The sequence below is a fragment of the Microbacterium nymphoidis genome (assembly GCF_021044885.1).
Taxonomy (GTDB): domain Bacteria; phylum Actinomycetota; class Actinomycetes; order Actinomycetales; family Microbacteriaceae; genus Microbacterium; species Microbacterium nymphoidis.
Map to the genome: position 1 here is coordinate 342,527 of NZ_JAJNOD010000002.1, position 15,367 is coordinate 357,893.

Here is a 15,367-nt window from a genome sequence, read left to right on the forward strand (position 1 = left end):
CGGGAGAGCCGTGTGCGTGCGAATCCTCGTCAGGCGCTGAAGTAGGGGCTGGATGCGTTGTCGGCGATGCGCCGGTTCCCGTTCATCCAGTTGGTGCGCAGCGCCGCGGTGGCCTGGGCCACGTCACCCGCGATCAGATGACGCGCGATGTCGGCGTGCTCCGACGCCACGCGGCCGACGAGCTCCCCTTCGGGCACCAGCAGCGACTCATAGCGGTGGATGGATGCCCGCACGCTCTCGATCACATCGAGCAGCGGACGGTTGGGGCAGGCCGAGAGCATCACCTCGTGCCACTGGTCGTCGTTCTTGATGATCAGCCCGTGCTCGGCCACGTCGGCGTCGAACTCCGCCGCCAGGGCGGCGAGTCGCTCGCCGAGGGCCGGCAGGGCCTCGGCGGGGGTCAGCTCCAGTGCGAGGCTCTCCAACGCGGCCATCACCGGTGCGAGATCCTGGAACTCCTGAACGCTGAACGGCGCGAAGCGGAAACCCTTGCCGTTCTCGCTGGTGATCTGCCCCTCGCTCTCCAGCGCGATCAGCGCCTCCCGCAAGGGGGTGCGGCTCACGCCGAGCTCCGTGGCCAGCTGGACCTCGTTGATCCCCTCACCGGGGGCGACCGCGCCGGAGCGCATGCGCTCGAGCAGTTCGTCACGCACCTGCGAGCGTAGGTTCTTCCGTTCGATGGCCATATTCCTCCTCCGGCATGACCCCGTTTCGCTCGCCAGCCTACGGGCAGGCGGGCGATCTCGGAGCAAAAATATCTTGTATACAGAATACAGTGCACGGTAGGATGAGCACAGGACATCAGAGAGGAGCCCTCGTGAGCACGCAGCACACCGCCCGTGGATTGCGGCTGGACGGCCTCGCCTACGGTGGCGATTACAACCCCGATCAGTGGGATGAGGCCACCTGGCACGAAGACATCCGTCTCATGCGTGACGCGGGCGTCAACATCGTGAGCCTGCCGATCTTCAGCTGGCCGCAGCTGGAGGTCCGCCCGGGGGAGTTCGAGTGGGGCTGGCTGGATCGGATCATCGAGCTGCTGTGGCAGGGGGGCATCGCGATCGATCTCGCCACGGCGACGGCCACGCCTCCGGCCTGGCTGCTGCGCGCCCACCCCGAGATGATGCCGTCGGACGACCGCGGTCTGCCGCTGGCTTTCGGCTCCCGTCAGGTGTACTGCCCCTCGTCGCCGATCTGGCGCGCGCACGTCGCCCGGATGGCACGCGCGATGGCCGAGCGCTACGGCACTCACCCGGCCGTCGTGATGTGGCATGTGTCCAATGAGTACGGCGATCACACCGCACGGTGCTGGTGCCCGGAATCCGACCGGCACTTCCGGCGATGGCTGGCCGAGCGCTACGGCTCCATCGAGGCACTGAACCAGGCCTGGGGTGTGGGCGTGTGGGGCCAGCGCTATCCGGACTTCGAACACATCGAGACTCCCAAGCGGGCTCCGGGACCGATCAACCCCACGCAGCTGCTGGACTTCGAGCGGTTCTCCTCGGATGCGCTGCTGGAGCTGTTCCGCGCCGAGGTGGACGTGCTGCGGGAGGTCACGCCCGATATCCCGGTGACCACCAACTTCATGAGCATGTTCCGGGAGCTCGACTACTGGCGCTTCGCAGAGGCCGAGGACATCGTCACGGACGACGCCTACCCCGACCCCGCCGATCCCACCTCCCACCGGGGCGCCGCCCTGAACTACGGACTGATGCGCTCGCTCAAGGACGGGGCTCCCTGGCTGCTGCTGGAGCAGTCGGCCAGCGCCGTCAGCTGGCGGGACGTGAATGTTCCCAAGGCACCGGGCAAGATGCGCTCGGACAGCCTGCAGGCCATCGCCCACGGATCCGACGGGGCGATGTTCTTCCAGTGGCGTCAGGCGCAGTACGGCCAGGAGAAGTTCCACTCCGCGATGCTCGGGCATCGCGGAGAGCGCTCGCGGACTTTCCGCGAGACGCGCGCACTCGGACGCGAGCTCCGTGCGCTCGCGGAGATTCGCGGATCGCGGGTGCGCGCCCGGGTCGCGGTCGTCGTGGACTGGGACTCCTGGTGGGGCGAGACGGCGATCGAATCGCTGCCGTCCCAGCGGCTCAGCTGGGCGAGCCAGGTGCGCGCGTGGGCGGCGGCGAGCTTCGTACTCGGCCAGCCGGTCGATGCGGTTCGCGCCACGGGGCCGTTCGACCGCTACGACGTGGTGCTCGTGCCCAACCTCTACGTGGCCACGGACGAGCAGGCCAGGGCATTGGAGGCCTTCGTCGCCGCCGGCGGGACCGTGGCCGTCGGGCCGTTCTCCGGAGTCGTCGATCCGAACGAGGCCGTCCACCCCGGCGGGGCTCCCGGCCCGCTCCGGGATCTGCTGGGTATCGAGGTGGACGAAGTCTGGCCCATCGCCGACGGGCTCACCGAGCAGGTGCAGTTCGACGCGGTACCGCTCGGCGTCGCGCACTGGAGCGAGTGGATCGAGGCCGGCGAAGCCACGCAGGTGCGCGCGCAGTACGGCACCGGGGAACTCGCGGGACGCCCCGCCATCACCCGCAACTCCCACGGCTCGGGTTCTGCCTGGTACGTGTCGGCGATGCTTGACGATGACGGGCTGAGTGCGGTGATGCGCGCCGTGCTGTCCGACGCGGAGCTCCCCGTGCGCGAACGCACGGCCGGTGACCTGGATGTGGTCACTCGCTCTGACCAGGACACCGACTGGACCTTCGCGATCAACCACGGTACGACGCCCCTGCGCGTGAATGTCCCGGCCGCAGCCGTGGATCTGCTGGGTGGTGAGGTTCGCGAGGGCGCCATCACCCTCGAGCGGTACGGCGTCGCAGTGCTGCGCACCCCTCGAACCGGGCCCGTTCCCTTCCTGACCCTCGCGGACTGACCGCGTCCCTCCCGTCCGTTCGCGGACTCAGAACCGACGTCCGCTCCGGACGCACGATGAATGAAGGACCTGATGACGACACCGTTCGTGCACCCCTACATTCCGAATACGGCTCCGGCCACGAAAGCGGCGATGCTCGCCGCGGTCGGGGCCGAATCCGTCGAGGACTTCTACGCCGACATCCCCGCTGCGCTGCGGTTGGACCGTCCGCTGGACCTGCCGGAGGCGTTGCCGGCCGAGCAGGACCTCGTCCGTCACGCCCGCACCCTGCTCGGCCGCAACCGGACGCTGGGAGAGCGACGCAGCTTCCTCGGCCACGGCACCTACGCGCATTTCGTCCCGGCCGTCGTGGACGAGGTGATCGGACGCAGCGAGTTCCTCACCGCGTACGCGGGGGAGCCGTACGAGGACCATGGCCGGTTCCAGGCGCTGTTCCAGTACCAGTCGCTGATGGCTGAGCTGCTCGCGATGGATGTCGTGAACGTGCCGACCTACGACGGGTTCCAGGCCACCGCCACCGCCATCGCGATGGCGGGGCGCATCACCGGACGTTCGCGTGTTCTCGTGGCGAGCGACGTCCTGCCCGAGAAGCTCGGCAAGGTCGCCGACTTCGTCTCGGCCCACCTGGAGCTCGTCGACGTGGCGCGCGCCGACGGCACGGCTGACGTCGCAGCGATCACGGCCGCACTCGATGCCGACACGGCGGCCGTGTGGGTCGAGACCCCCAGCGTGACCGGTGCCGTCGAGGCCGCGCTCCCGGAACTCGCGCGTGCGGCTCATGCAGCCGGTGCCCTCCTGGTGGTCGGGACGGATCCGATCGGATACGGCGTGCTCACCCCGCCCGCGGAGCAGGGCGCGGACATCGTCGCCGGAGACATCCAGTCGCTTGGGCTGCACGCGTGGTTCGGAGGGGCGCACGGCGGCTTCATCGCCGTGCACGACGACGAGCGCTTCGTCATGGAGATGCCGTCGCGGTTGTTCGGGCTGGCCTCCACCGATGTTGCGGGGGAGTACGGCTTCGGCGACGTGGCCTACGATCGCACCTCCTTCGCGCTGCGCGAAGAGGGCAAGGAATGGGTGGGCACCGCTGCCGCCCTCTGGGGGATCGCCGCGGGGGTGTACCTGGCGCTGATGGGTCCGCAGGGCATGGCCGAGCTCGGTGAGTCCCTGCTGGCGCGCACCCGCTACGCGCAGGACATGCTGTCCGCCATCCCCGGCATCGAACTCGGCGACGGGGCCCTGCACCTGCGCGAGTTCACGCTCGACCTGTCGGGCACGGGACTGACCGCCCGGGGAGTGATCGACGCCCTGCGCCGTGACGGATTCGAACCCGGCGTCGCCGTCGGCGAGCACCTCCTGCTGGTGTGCGTCACCGAACTCACCCCGCAGTCCGACATCGACCACCTGGCCGCGGCGCTCGAGCGCCTGGCCACCACAGAGTGAAGGAGCAGCGAGCATGAGTCTGCCGATCGCACCGAAGCCGGCGCTGCGCCGCTTCCACCAGGCCCGCTGGGACGAGCCGATCATCTTCGAGCTGTCGGCCCCCGGAGAGCGGGGTGTGCTCGTCTCCCCGATCGAGCCGGGCATCCGTGAGCGCGTGGGCGATGTCCTCGCCGACCTTCCCGACGGGCTGCGCCGTGCCACGCCTCCCGCCCTCCCCGAGATGGGGCAGATGCGCGTCCTCAAGCACTACCTGCGTCTGTCCCAGGAGAACCTGGGTGCCGATCTGAACGTGGACATCGGTCAGGGCACCTGCACGATGAAATACGCCCCGAAGGTCAACGACCAGCTGATCGCGGTGCCTCAGCTCCAGGATCTGCATCCGCGGCAGGACCCCGCTGACGTGCAGGGAGCGCTGGCCGTCGTCCACGGTCTTCAGGAGGCGCTCGCCGAGGTGAGCGGGATGGACGCGGTCTCGCTGAACACCCAGGGAGGATCTGCAGCGATATGGGCGAACATCGCGATGATCCGGGCCTATCACGCCTCTCGTGGCGAGGGCGAGCAGCGCCGTGAGGTGATCACCACGATCTTCAGCCATCCCTCCAACGCAGCGGCGGCGAAGGCCGCGGGGTACGACGTCATCACGCTGTACCCCGATGCCGACGGCTATCCGGACCTGGCGGCCCTGCGCGCTGCGCTCTCGGAGCGCACCGCGGCCATCATGGTCACGAACCCCGAGGACACCGGCATCTACAACCCGCAGATCGCGGAGTGGGTGGCCGCCGCGCACGAGGTGGGCGCGCTCGCGTCCTACGACCAGGCCAACGCTAACGGCATCCTCGGCATCACCCGGGCCCGCGAGGCGGGCTTCGACGTCTGCCACTTCAACCTGCACAAGACCTTCGGCGCTCCGCACGGCTGTGGAGGGCCCGGTGGCGGTGCGAACGCCGTGACCGCGGCGCTGGCGCCGTTCCTGCCCGGGTCGCGCGTGGTGAAGGAGGGCGACCGGTTCGTGATCGTGGAGCCCGGAGAACAGTCGATCGGTCACACCGGTCCGTCCTTCGGCCCGATCCCCACCATCGCGCGCGCCTACCTGTGGATCCGGGCGCTGGGGGCCGAGGGGCTGCGGGCGGTCGCGGAGATCGCGGTACTGAACAACAACTACCTGCTGGAGAAGGTGCGCCGCATTCCCGGCGCTTCGGCTCCGTACGCGACGGGCCGGCGCCGGATCGAGCAGGTCCGCTACTCCTGGCAGGAGCTGTTCGAGCAGACCGGTGTCACCTCCGAGGAGATCGGTATCCGTCTCGCCGACTTCGGCATGCACTACTGGACCAGCCACCACCCCTACGTGGTGCCGCAGCCGTTCACCCTCGAGCCGACGGAGTCGTACTCGATGGCGGAGCTCGACGAGTACGTCGCTGTGCTGGCCGAGGTCGCCCGTGAAGCGCGTGAAGCGACGGAGACCGTGCGCACCGCGCCGCACAACCAGAGCGTGCACCACACGCATCACGACGAGCTCGACGACCCGTCCCGCTGGGCCATCACCTGGCGTGCGTACCTGCGGAAGTACCCCGAGGCGAACCGCTCCGCGTCCGCGCAGCCGGCCTGATGATCGGTCTGCTCGTCAACCCCATCGCCGGCGTCGGCGGGCCCGCCGGGTTCGCCGGCTCCGACGGGGTCGGCGTGCAGCAGGCGGCGCTCGCGGTGGGCTCGCTCCCGCGGGCAGGCTCGCGGGCGGTCGCCGCATTGCGCGTGCTCGCGGCCGCGGCACCCGACACCCGAGTGCTCACGATCGGCGGGGCGATGGGGGAGGATGCGGTCCGCGAAGCCGGGCTCACTCCCGTGGTGATCGTCCCCGCCGGATCCCCGTCCACGGCCGCCGACACCGTCTCGGCGGTGGGCGCGCTGCGCGACGCCGGCGTCACGCTGCTGCTGTTCGCCGGGGGCGACGGCACGGCGCGGGACATCGCGACCGCCCTCGGCCCGCCGATCTCTTCGCGAGAAGCCCCTGCCCGCCGGAGCAACCCCGCGACGCGGGGCCTCTCCGCCGCTGAGGGGGTTCTCGCGGTGCTCGGGATTCCCGCGGGCGTGAAGATGTACTCCGCCGCCTTCGCGGTCTCGCCGGCCGCGGCCGGGGCCATCGCTGCCGAGTGGGTCGCATCGGGCGGACTCCCCGTGTCCGAGGCCGATGTGCTGGATGCGGACGAAGAAGAGCTGCGCCGCGGCGAGACCCGGCCGCGCCTGTTCGCGACCCTGCCGATTCCGGTACGGCCGGGGCGGACCCAAGCCCGCAAGGCGGCGAGTCCGGCCGATGAGCATGCGGCCGTGCGAGCGGCCGCCGCCGGCGCGGTTTCCCGGATGCGCCCGGGCGTCAGCTACCTGCTGGGCCCGGGCAGCACCATGAGGGAGGTCGCGCGCCAGCTCGGCATCGTCGGCACACCGGTCGGCGTCGATGTGGTGCGCGACGGCGCACTCGTGCTGGCCGGGGCGAGCGAACGGGACCTGCTCGAGATCGTCGCGGCGGGGCCCGCACAGGCCGTCGTCACCGTGATCGGCGGGCAGGGCTTCCTGCTCGGCCGCGGCAACCAGCAGTTGTCCGCCGCCGTCCTCCGCGGTATCGGGCCGGATCCTCTCCTCGTGGTCGCCGCGGAGCAGAAACTCATCGATCTGCACGGCGCACCGCTCATCGTCGACACCGGGGATGCCACGCTGGATGCGAGCCTCGCCGGCTTCGTCCCGGTCGTCACCGGTGCAGCGTCCACCAGCATCTACCCCGTCTCGGCGCCCGAGGGCGCCCGAACCTGACCAGGAACCACCAGAAAGGAACGCCATGCGTCTGGAGAACAAGAAGGCCATCGTCACCGGTGGCGCCGGCGGCATCGGCCGAGCCACCTGTCTCGCGCTCGCGGCCGAGGGGGCCGACGTCGCCGTCGTCGATCTCAACAGCGAGGCGGCGGAAGCCGTGGCTGCCGAGATCCGCACGGCGGGCGGCACCGCGATCGCGATCGGCGCCGACGTGTCGCAGGAAGCCGACATCCGCCGCGTGGTCGAGACCGTCGTTGCGGAGTTCGGGACCGTGAACGTGGCGTTCAACAACGCCGGCATCATCCGCCGTTCCACCGCGGAGGAGATCGAGGTCGACGAATGGGACCTGGTCTTCGGGGTCAACGTGCGAGCGATCTACCTGATGTGCAAGCACGTGGTGCCGATCATGCGCGCTGCCGGCGGCGGCTCGATCGTGAACACCGGTTCCGGATGGGGCCTCAAGGGCGGCGGTCGTGCCTTGTCGTACTGCGCCTCCAAGGGCGCGGTCGTGAACATGACGCGCGCGCTCGCGATCGACCACGGGCCTGACGGCATCCGCGTGAACTCGGTGAACCCGGGCGACGTGAACACGGGAATGCTGCGCGATGAGGCTCGCCAGCTGGGCGAGGACACCGACGCGTTCCTCGCCGAGGCGGCGGATCGTCCCCTTCGCCGGATGGGTGAGCCGCGCGAGATCGCGCAGGCCGTGGTCTGGCTCGCGAGCGATGATTCGAGCTACGTGACCGGCTCCGCCCTGGTGGTGGATGGCGGCGGCATCGCCTGATCGCCCCCGGCCGGTGCGGCAAGACGAAGGTCCGGGACACCCGCGTGCGGATGTCCCGGACCTTCGCGGTTGACCGCTGCTCAGCCGCGGCGCGTGCGCGCCCGAGCGCGCACCGCCAGGGCTCCGATCAGGAGCAGGAGCGCGGCCAGCGCGGTGGGAAACGCGAGAGACGACGCGTCCGTGCCCGTCGACGGCAGATCGGGTGTCGCGCTCGGTCCCACCGGACCCGTGGACCCGGGAACGGGCGGGGTGCTGCTCGGCGCATCCGTGGGCTGCGTTGTGGGTGCCGTGGTCGGAACGCCCGTGGGCTCGCCGGTGGGTTCCGTGGTGGGTTCCCCGGTCGGTTCCGTCGTGGGTTCCGTGGTGGGCTCCCCGGTCGGTTCCGTCGTGGGTTCCGTGGTGGGTTCCCCGGTCGGTTGCGTCGTGGGCTCTCCGGTCGGTTCCGTGGTCGGCTCCGTTGTCGGTTCCGTGGTGGGTTCCGTCGTCGGTTCCTCCGTCGGTGTCCCCGTCGGCGTCGGCGACAGGGATCCGACGGTCACCGTGGCCGTGTTCGACGCGGTCGTCCCGTTGGAGGACGACACCGTGAACACGGCTGTCGCGATCGCGTCCGCCACACCCGCGGCCGGGGTGAACACGACGATCCGCGAGCGCACATCGGGTCCACCGGCCTGCGCGACGAGCGCAAGCAGTCGTGCGAACGGCCCCGGCTCGTCGGTATCGGCGAGGTCCCAGCGGCCAAGCGCCGGATCATCCGGCTGGATCGCCACGGTGGCGGTCGCGGGTGCGCCACCGGTGAGTGTGCCGGCGGAGTAGGTCAGGACGAGCTCGACCGCGCGACCCGGTTCGGTGTCCGCCGCGCTCGCGCTCGCGGTGGCCGGCGTCGCGGGCGAGGTCACCGTGACCGTGAGGTTCGCTTCAGCGGTCGTGCCGTTGCTGGAGGTCACGAGGTAGGTCGCCGTGACCGTGGCGTCCGTGATCGCTGCCGCGGGGATGAACGTGATGTCGGAGCCCGACACCGTCCACGTCCCCGCCGCGGGATCGGCGGGCGTCACGGTGAGCTCAGCCGTGGCGGGCAGCCCGCCCAGCTCGGTTCCGGCCGAGAACACCGGCGACAGCGTGACCGCTGCGCCTGCGTCGGTGGCGGCCTGTGCATCCTCTGCGGTCGCGGCGACCGCAGAGGCGGGTGCGCCGAGGCGGAACGACGCCACCACCGCGCGATGATTGCTCGCCCACGCGTTGCCGATCACGTTCGTCTTCGAGGGCCAGCCGGCCACCACGGTGTTGGCGCCGTCGAGGGTGAGGGGTGCGCCGGCGAAATGCACGTAGTCGATGCGATCCTGCGGCTGCGGCGAGCCGTTCGGCCGGGTGTCGATGATCGGCGACCACGTGTCGCCGCGCTCGGCCGCGTCGGGGTGTGCGAGACGGAACGCGTCGGTCAGCCCGGCCGCGGCGAAGGCCGCCGGCACCGGCCAGTCCACGCCACCGGTGACACAGTGCGCGTCCGCGGTGGCATCCGTCCAGTCGGCGCCGGACGGGGACTGCAGATCGCCGAGGACGATCACCGGAGTGCGCGCGGCAACGGCGAGGTCGTCCCGCAGCGAGCGGGACACCGCCTCCGTCTGTGCGAAGCGGAGCGTGGCACGCTCTGCGGCGATGAGCGCGCCGGGATCGGCGGGGGACGCGTCACAGGCGGCATCCGGTCCGTAGCCGCCGGCATCCAGAGCCACGCTCCAGACGCGGACGTCCTGTCCGAGCACGTCGGCGGTGGCGCCGAAGGCGGGGGCGTCCTCCTCGGCCGCCGTGTCGGCCGTCAGCGGATACGGGGAGAGGATGCCGGTGTCACCCGGGCCCTCCAGGGCGTGCCATCCGAGGGCTGCGGCCAGCTGTGACGCACCGGAGCCGCCGTCGTGCTGCACCCCGATCACATCGAAGCCGTTCTCGGCGATGACCGCGAGGTTCTTCAGACGGGCATCATCCACGTGTGACCCGCCGTCCCACAGATTCCAGGTGACGGCATCCAGCGCCACCGGAGCACCCGCCTCGACGCCGGGCACCTCCACGCTGATCAGCGAGGTGGTGGTTCCGTCGCTCGCGGACACGAGGATCCAGCCCGGGACGTCGACCGCCGCCGCCGGCACCGTTCCGGTCACGGTTCCGTCGGCACTCACGTTCAGCCAGTCGTCCCCGTCCGCCTTCGTGAACGTCGGCGCTCGGCCGTTCCACAGCCCGGCCACGGACTGGGAGATGGATTCGCCGACGCGGCCGGTCGGTGCGCGGAACACACCCGAGACGAAGCCCTTCGCGAGCGTCGAACCGTCGGTCGTCGCGGGGCGCGCGGCCCAGACCGCGTAAAGGGTGACGACGGCGTCCGGGGTGACGGCAAGGTCTGTGACGCTGTCGGCATCGGCGTACACGATCGGGCCGGTGGGGGTTGCCGCCCACCCCTGGAACAGGAACCCGTTGCGCGTGAAACCGTTCTTGTTCAGCGACGCGGTCTGTCCGCCCACCAGCTGCTGGGACGCGGTCGAGCCGCCGGTCGCGCCGTTGCCGTCGAAGGCGATCGTGTACTGCAGCGGCTTCTGCGCGGCGTAGTCCGCGGCCACCTGAGAGGCGGGGACGACGTCGTTGTAGAAGCTCAGCGTGTCGATGAGGGCGTTCGTGTACCCGTCGGCGGAGTCGGTCTCGCTGCCGCTGAAGCCGCCGATGTTGAACGCCAGCCCGCTGGCGAACCTGGTGTTCGCGGTGACGTATCCCGCGGGAGAGGTCGCCGTGAGAGCGCCGTCGGTGTAGACCTTCACCTGGTTCGCCGTGCGATCCACCGTGACGGCGACGTGGTGCCAGGTGCCCTTCAGATTGGGCGTCGCACCGTTCAGGTACTCCTTCGTGCCGCCCGGAGTCTGTCCCCAGCACGCCTGCAGTACGCCCGGTGTGGTCTGGTTGTAGAGCGTGATCCCCGCGTTGTTGCACGAGACGAAGTTCTGGTTGCTCATCAGGGTGCCGTAGGACGTGCGGCTCTGCAGCTGCATCCAGAACGTGTACGAGAAGCTCGCCGAGGCGTCGGTCTTGCCGGCCACCAGCGGCAGCTTCACATAGTTCTTGCCGGACGAGACCGCCACAGCTGTGCCGCTCACGCCCGAGGTGTAAGCAGGAGTCCCGACCCAGCTGGCATCCAGTCCATTGCCGGAGACGTCCGTGATGGCCGCGCCCTGGTCTTCGTCGAAGGTGTAGGTGGCAACAGGGGTCACCGTGGCGGCGGCCTGGACGGGCGATGCCGCGGGCCCCGTCACCGCCATCACGGTGGCGATCGCCGTCGCCGCCAGTGCACCGAGCACGCGGCGTCGCGTGCCGTGGAGTGTCACGCTCATCTCTGTTCTCTCCGATCCGTCTCAGAAGCCGAGCTGGGCGACGCGGCCGGCATAGCGATGCACCCACCCGGTGCTGGTGTCGGCGGTGATGACCACGTCGTAGTAACCGTTGTCGGTCGGCCAGACGAGCTCGGCGCTCTCGCCGGGCTTGACCCACACGCGCCGCGCTTCGCCGGCGAAGTCGTTCGGCACCACGTTGTAGTGCACCGGCTGGCGGCCGTCGTTGTGCAGCTGCACCGTCACCGTGGGCTCGGATCCTCCGACGAGGTCGACGTCCACACGGGGTACCCCGGCGTTGTTCTGTCCCGCCGGGATGACGGTTCCTGCGTGGGAGCGGACGAATCCGTCCGGTCCGTACACCGAGAACGCGTAGCGGCCCTCGGTGGCCGTGGCGTCCCAGGTGTGCGTGCGTGGGTTCGCCGCCGAGACGGTGTAGGGCGTGTTGCTGAACGGCAGGTGGCGGTCGGGGAAGGCCTGCAGGCTCACGGCCTTGCCGTCGGGTCCTCCCGCGAGGCTCAGCGTCGCCGTAACCGTTCCCGCCGCGCGGTCTTCGGTGAATGTGCCGTGCGGGTGGTATGACAGCGGGCGTGCCGTCAGCGTGCCGCCGTCCCACTTGTCCGCCTCGGGAACCTGTGTGCTGATGGTGCCGCCGGCGCGGGCGATCTGGACGAGCGCATCGGTGTCCGGGAGCGACGGGACATCGAAGATCGGGTTCTGGAAGTCCATCGCGCTCGTCAGGTCGCCGCTGATGGCGCGGCGCCAGTCGGTGATGGTCGTCGAGCGCGCGGGGGTTCCGATGGCGGCCGTCCACGTCTCCAGGAACCGGATGATCGAGGTGTGATCGAACGTCTCGGTCCCCACCCAGCCGCCGCGCGTCCACGGGGAGACGAGGATGGTGGGGATGCGGGCGCCGTAGCCGAGCGGCGTGGAACCGGAGTACTCGCCCTCGGTGCCCGGCTCGGCGAACGGCGGGAGCACGTGGTCGAAGTAGCCGTCGTTCTCGTCGAAGGTCATGATCAGCAGGGTGCTGTTCCAGATCTCCTCGTTGCTCTGCAGCGTGGAGATGACCCGGTTGCAGAAGTGCGCGCCGTGCTCCGGGTTGGCCGAGGGATGCTCCGACCAGCTGTAGGGCGCAACCACCCAGCTCACCTGGGGGAGGGGGAACTCCGCTCCGGGGCGGCATGCCGCGATGAAGTCGCGGAGCACGCCGTCCAGGTTGGTATCGCTGTCATTGTTCGGCACGCCGGTGCTCTTGTAGGGCGCCGAACCTGCGCGCCACACCAGTCCCGTTCCCGGTGCGTTCTTGACGGGATCGTTGCGATTGGCGATGTCGGTGGCCGTCGACCCCGATGTCGTGAACGATGCGAAGCCGCGGATGGGGTTGTCGGTGTAGTCGCCGACCCAGCTCGAGCCGTTGTTGGTGTTGTCCACGTAGATCCGCCAGGAGACGCCGGCGTCCTGGAGCGCTTCGGGGTAGGTCTGCCAGGCGCGCATGCCGTTGGATTCACCGCCGTTGCCCGTGCCGCCGCCGGATGTCCCCGTCCACGCGTAGAGCCGGTTGGGCGTGGTGGGACCCATGACGGAGCAGTGCCAGTTGTCGCAGATCGTGTATGCGCTGGCCAGTGAATACTGCCAGGGCAGCTCTTCGCCGCTCAGGTAGTTCATCGTGCTCGCACCCTTGGCCCCGATCCAGTTGTTGTAGCGGCCACCCGCCCAGGCGCCCGCGCCGCCGGAGTAGGAGTGGTCGAGCCCCGTGGTGGAACCGGCCACCGTGGTGACCCGGTTCGGCCGGACGAACGAGGTGCCGGAGGGCTGCGAGAAGACGTCGGTGCCGTTCTGGAAGCGCAGCGCCTGCTTGTCGTTGTGGCCGCGCACGCCCGGGAGAGCGCCGTAGTAGTGGTCGAACGACCGGTTCTCCTGCATCAGCACGACCACGTGCTTGATGTCGGTGATGTCCCCCGCGAAGCCGTCGGGGAGCACCGCGCGAACGCGGGATGCCGCCGCGGGAGCGGCGTTCGCGGCGGCTGCCTGCGCGGCGGACGCCGGCGTGCTGGAGGCCGTGACACCCGCGACCCCCGCCGCAGCGGCGGCGCCCATGAGGCCGAGCGCCTTCAGCATGCCGCGACGAGAGAGACCGGAGCGCAGGATCTGGTCGGGAACGGTCTTCGCGCGCTCGTAGGGATCGGGGGTGAAGGGGGTGGGCTCGCTGGACATCCGAACTCCTGAATCGGGGCGTGAAGGGGGACCTCACGACACCAGCAACCGAATCCGAACGCCGGGTGAACGCCGGTCGTCATCCGTATGGCGTGCGCGCAGTCCGCTCGCCGAGTGCGCACACTGGGCTGCCTCGGTGCCGGCGACGGTCAGATGGCGCTGCGGGTCGGGGCGCCGGCGTCGATCTCGAAGGCGATCACGCCGGCGCGATAGCGATCCACCCCGATCTCCACCAGGCGCCCGTCTGCGGTGACCGTGGTTCGTGACACCTGCAGCAGCGGACTCGAGCGGCGGACGCCGAGGAGGGCGGCCTCGTCCGTGGATGCCGCGGACACCTCGATGCGATGGTTCGTGGCGGCGACCACGATGCCCGCGTCGGCGAGTGCCTGGGTGGTGGAGACCACGTCGTCGGCGAACTCGGCCACCACGGGAGCCAACCACGGCGCCCAGGTCGATCGTTCGACCATGACGGGGCGCTCGTCCAGAGTCCGTACTCTGACGAAGCGTTCCAGCGGCTCGCCCAACCGGATTCCGAAGCGCTGAGCCTCGCGCGCTGTGGCTGCGCCCGTCTCCCGGCTGGCGATCCGGCCGCCGGGCATGCGGCCGCCGGCGAGTGCCCATTCCGCGAACGACTGCATGCGGGCGAATCCCTGCGTGCGGCGGGCGTCGAGCACGATCCAGCCATCCCGCGGCCGGGCCTCGACCAGAGACAGGCGCGCGAGGCGCGCCAGCGCGCCTCGGATGACGCTGCGCGTCGCGCCGTACTGGCCTCCGAGCGCGGCCTCGCTCGGCAGCCGCTCGCCCATCGGGAACTCTCCCGCAACGATGCGCCGCCGGAGGTCCGCGCTGATGCGCGCCGTCTGCGTCGGCGCTTCGCCGTCGCGTCGGGTGCTCGCGCCCTCCTGAGATGCCACGCTCGGATGCTACCCGCCTCGTCGGCGCCTCGACGACGGAGGCGGCCGGAAGGCGCAGCGCCGGACGATAGGCTCGAGCAGTGATGACCCCCGACGCCGCCCCGCGCTCCGCGCGATCGATCATCCTGTACCTCGTGATCGGCCTGGCGGCGGGATTGCTATCGGGCCTGTTCGGGGTGGGCGGTGGCACGGTGATCGTCCCCTTGCTCGTGATGCTCCTCGCCTTCGACCAGCGCATCGCCGCAGGCACCTCGCTCGCCGCCATCGTCCCCACCGCCACCGTCGGGGTGATCTCCTACGCGGTCGGCGGAAACGTCGCCTGGATCCCCGCGCTCATCCTCGCCGCCGGATCCGTCGTGGGCGCGCAGATCGGCACCGCCCTGCTGCCGCGCATCTCCCAGACCGCGTTGCGCTGGGGCTTCGTCGCCTTCGTGGTGCTGGTGATCATCAGCCTGTTCTTCGTGGTGCCCTCGCGCGATGCGGAACTCCACGTCACCTGGCTCACCGGGCCGGGACTCGTGCTCTTGGGCCTGGTCACCGGAGTCCTTGCGGGCCTGCTGGGCGTCGGCGGTGGCGTCGTGGTGGTGCCGCTGCTCATGCTGTTGTTCGGCGCCAGCGATCTCATCGCCAAGGGCACCTCGCTGCTCATGATGATCCCGACCGCACTGTCCGGCACGATCGGCAACGTCCGGCGCGGAAACGTCGATCTGCTCGGCGGCGTGCTGATCGGCCTGGCCGCGTGCTGCACGACGGCGGTCGGGGCGTTCTTCGCGAGCCACATCGATCCGTGGCTGGGCAACATCCTGTTCGCGGTGTTCATGGTCTACATCGGTGCCCAGATGGCGATCAAGGCCATCCGCGGCCGGAACCAGGACTGACGCGGTCCGCAGCGCTGACGCCGGGCCGCCGACACCGCCACCACAGCCCCGACGCCATGACCGACCACTGACACCGCACCGGAGACCCCCGA

10 protein-coding genes are annotated in these 15,367 nt (G+C 70.3%); 6 read left to right on the plus strand and 4 right to left on the minus strand.

Features of this window, described 5'->3' with window-relative positions:
• Nucleotides 1–29: 29 nt before the first annotated feature.
• Nucleotides 30–686, minus strand: a complete 657-nt coding sequence (locus LQ566_RS10835) for a GntR family transcriptional regulator (protein WP_231091715.1) — start codon at nt 684–686, stop codon at nt 30–32.
• A 131-nt stretch (nt 687–817) separates the two neighbouring features.
• Here LQ566_RS10835 and LQ566_RS10840 point away from each other — a divergent pair, with 131 nt between their 5' ends.
• The 5 genes from LQ566_RS10840 to LQ566_RS10860 all read left to right on the plus strand — a co-directional run bounded on the left by LQ566_RS10840 (nt 818) and on the right by LQ566_RS10860 (nt 7,904).
• Complete coding sequence (locus LQ566_RS10840; protein ID WP_231091716.1) at nt 818–2,875, plus strand: beta-galactosidase; 2,058 nt, start codon at nt 818–820, stop codon at nt 2,873–2,875.
• A 72-nt stretch (nt 2,876–2,947) separates the two neighbouring features.
• The gene (gene gcvPA / locus LQ566_RS10845) at nt 2,948–4,318 is read left to right on the plus strand and encodes an aminomethyl-transferring glycine dehydrogenase subunit GcvPA (protein WP_231091717.1); all 1,371 of its coding nucleotides are present in this window, start codon (nt 2,948–2,950) and stop codon (nt 4,316–4,318) included.
• Nucleotides 4,319–4,331: 13 nt separating this feature from the next.
• Nucleotides 4,332–5,924, plus strand: a complete 1,593-nt coding sequence (gcvPB, locus tag LQ566_RS10850) for an aminomethyl-transferring glycine dehydrogenase subunit GcvPB (RefSeq protein WP_231091718.1) — start codon at nt 4,332–4,334, stop codon at nt 5,922–5,924.
• The gene (locus tag LQ566_RS10855) at nt 5,924–7,120 is read left to right on the plus strand and encodes an ATP-NAD kinase family protein (RefSeq protein ID WP_231091719.1); all 1,197 of its coding nucleotides are present in this window, start codon (nt 5,924–5,926) and stop codon (nt 7,118–7,120) included. Before gcvPB ends, LQ566_RS10855 begins: the two co-directional genes overlap by 1 nt.
• A gap of 25 nt (nt 7,121–7,145) precedes the next feature.
• Complete coding sequence (locus LQ566_RS10860) at nt 7,146–7,904, plus strand: SDR family NAD(P)-dependent oxidoreductase (RefSeq protein WP_231091720.1); 759 nt, start codon at nt 7,146–7,148, stop codon at nt 7,902–7,904.
• An 80-nt stretch (nt 7,905–7,984) separates the two neighbouring features.
• Here LQ566_RS10860 and LQ566_RS10865 read toward each other — a convergent pair whose 3' ends face one another.
• The 3 genes from LQ566_RS10865 to LQ566_RS17675 form a co-directional block, all read right to left on the minus strand.
• On the minus strand, nt 7,985–11,269 hold the full coding sequence (locus tag LQ566_RS10865; RefSeq protein WP_231091721.1) for a LamG-like jellyroll fold domain-containing protein: 3,285 nt from the start codon (nt 11,267–11,269) through the stop codon (nt 7,985–7,987).
• A 21-nt stretch (nt 11,270–11,290) separates the two neighbouring features.
• Nucleotides 11,291–13,483 carry an alkaline phosphatase family protein gene (locus LQ566_RS10870; RefSeq protein ID WP_231091722.1) on the minus strand — a complete coding sequence of 731 codons (2,193 nt, stop codon included), beginning with the start codon at nt 13,481–13,483 and terminating at the stop codon, nt 11,291–11,293.
• Nucleotides 13,484–13,632: 149 nt separating this feature from the next.
• Complete coding sequence (locus tag LQ566_RS17675) at nt 13,633–14,397, minus strand: GntR family transcriptional regulator (protein WP_231091723.1); 765 nt, start codon at nt 14,395–14,397, stop codon at nt 13,633–13,635.
• 83 nt (nt 14,398–14,480) lie between these two features.
• Between LQ566_RS17675 and LQ566_RS10880 the strand changes: the two genes are divergently transcribed.
• Nucleotides 14,481–15,275, plus strand: a complete 795-nt coding sequence (locus LQ566_RS10880) for a sulfite exporter TauE/SafE family protein (protein ID WP_231091884.1) — start codon at nt 14,481–14,483, stop codon at nt 15,273–15,275.
• Nucleotides 15,276–15,367 lie beyond the last annotated feature (92 nt).